General features: G+C 50.9%; 1 protein-coding gene. It reads right to left on the reverse strand.

The features are described 5' to 3' along the window. Nucleotides 1-365: 365 nt before the first annotated feature. On the reverse strand, nt 366-2,342 hold the full coding sequence (locus ABFD83_13095; protein MEN6358007.1) for an arginine--tRNA ligase: 1,977 nt from the start codon (nt 2,340-2,342) through the stop codon (nt 366-368). Between the last annotated feature and the right edge of the window lie 175 nt (nt 2,343-2,517).

Raw genomic sequence — 2,517 nt, forward strand, 5'->3', positions numbered from 1 at the left:
CAGCAACCAGTTCTTCGTAAGTCGGTTTCTCCATGCACACTACTTAGGCAGCGCCTGCCGAAGTACCTGCACACTTGTAGTGAATACACAAACTTTTTTCAGATTCTCACGAAGAGTGAGCTGTTACACAATTTGGACAGGGAATGACTTCAAGTCGAGCCTATGATGGGTAAGGATCTCCGAATCCTTACCCAAGAACCAGTGCCGGATCTCCGAATCCGGCTATTCCAGCAAAGGTTACGGGGTTCGGAGACCCCAATTCGGCATTAAGGTGACGATTCGGAAATCGTCACCTATCAGGCGTTCATGTTTTTGTAACTCGTGCGTTGGCCCTGCAGGGAATGACTCCAAGTCGAGCCTTATACCTATATATGTTCCAGCGGAACGATTCCCAGCGCATCCAGGCAGTTTGCTATAGTCTGGCGGAAAGTGTTCACCAGTGTAAGGCGATAACTGCGCAAGATCGGGTCCTCAATCTTGATGAATGGGGTCTGCTGAGCCACCTCCGGGTCGGGTGTCTCGTAAAACTCTGTAAAGACCGTTGCAAGCTCGAAAGCGTAGTGAGCGAGCGGAGCAGGGGAGAGTTCTTTGCCCGCCTTCTTGAGCACGGAGCCGAACTCGTCTATCTTCTTTATCAGGTTCTCTTCGGGCACGGTTATCTTGTCCGGAAGTAGCAGGCTTTTTTGTAAACGTGTGGATATGCCGGGGTATGCCTGGACGGCTCTGGCTAAAATGCTGCAGGCTCTGGCATGGGCGTATTGGCAGTAGACGCCGGTGTCTCCCGTAGTGCGAAGAGCCTCATCGAAGTCGAATACTATAATCTTGCCTGTGGATATTCTGGACATGAAGTAGCGGATCGCCGATGCCGCCAGAATATGAGCATTTTCTTCCTTATTGACCTTCTCCGAGAGCCGTTTGACCATGGTGTTTATCAGGTCGTCGCCCTTTACACCGAGGCCTTTGCGCCCAGACATCGCCTGTGTTCCCTGATTGTCGGCATCTACATCCATACCCAGTTCCGCCGCCGCTGCGTTAGACAGCACCACGACCTCATAGTCCAGATGAGTCGAGTTTCTCGCCTGCTTTTTATATCCGAGTTTGCGCAGACAACTGTAGACGATCTGCTGCGGATAGCTCTGGCGGACGTCGATTACGTTTATGACCTTCTCCGCTCTGCCGAAACGGTCCATGTCCATACCGTCCGGCGAGGTGGTCCAGAGTTCGCTGCCGTTAGGCTGAATGCCCCAGAGCTTATACTGAAAATCGCGTCCCAGCACGCCGAACTTCCACATCTGGTAAGCTATATCCTTGCCTGTATATGTGACGGTTCCATTGGAGCGGACGAGCACCTTGTCTTCACTCTTTAGGCCGCTTTCGGTCTGAAACACTCCTCGCCCGAATTTGACGATCCAGCATCCTGCGTTGGGTCCTTCGGTTTCGTGGACTATCGCGCCGGATGATTTGAGCAGCGCAAATGCCTTCTTCCAGAACCCTCGCAAAAATATATCCGATTCCCAGTTCAGCAGATTATAATAAACATTCAGACGGCTCACGGTCGCAAGGTGCGCCTCGACAATCTTCGTGGCAACCTCTTTTGCAAACTTTGCGAGAGCGCTGTTCTGGCTTTCGACCGCATGCAGGACCTCAGCGCGTTTGGCTTTGAGCGCTTCGTCATTCTCATATGCCTGAGCTACGTGGGAATATACGTCCCAGCACCAGTAATCGAACGACTTCGACTTGTCCCACTTAGCCCAGATAGCGCTCAGATCACTGCCGCCCTGATATTTCGGCTCGTCCATATATAGCATCGCCACGACCACATCCGCAACTTGCACGCCAGTATCGTCTATATAATTGCACGCCTCGACATTGTAGTTGAGTTTTCTCAAGATTCGGACGACGCTGTCGCCTATGATGGCGTTGCGCAGGTGCCCGATGTGCATGGCTTTGTTTGGGTTCACATTAGTGTGCTCAATCAGAATTTTGCGCATGCGCCCGACATTCGAGCAGCCGTATCTTTCGCCTTCCTTGGCGACTTTGCCTATGATGGACTTGACGTACTCCGGCTGGTCGATTTTGAAGTTGAGATATCCCGGAGGAGTAACAAGAATTTCGCTGACAAATGGCAGCTTTAACTGTTCGAGCTGTGCCTTCACATCCTGCGCAATCTGCATTGGAGCGCGTTTTTGTATTTTGGCCTGTGCCAGACAAACGGCTGTGGAGAAGTCTCCAAACTCACGCTTGGGAGGAATATTGAAAGCGACCTCCTTGGTGGAGAGTATCTTATTTATCGCTCTTGCTACAACGTCTTGAATCAATTCGTGAACATCCCTTCGGAAAATAGTGCCTGAATATTATATCACACAGGTGCGTGCAAACAGGATAATGCCGAGGCAATTGCGATAGACGTTATTTTGAGCGCATTTTATGCCGACAGCTGATTTCATAAGTAGCCTTGAATGTCTCAGAGTTCAAAAGCGAGCAACAAACTGGCACATCCGGCAGTATTTCAGCCTT

It is taken from the genome of Armatimonadota bacterium (assembly GCA_039679645.1).
In the GTDB taxonomy this organism is placed as follows: domain Bacteria; phylum Armatimonadota; class UBA5829; order UBA5829; family UBA5829; genus UBA5829.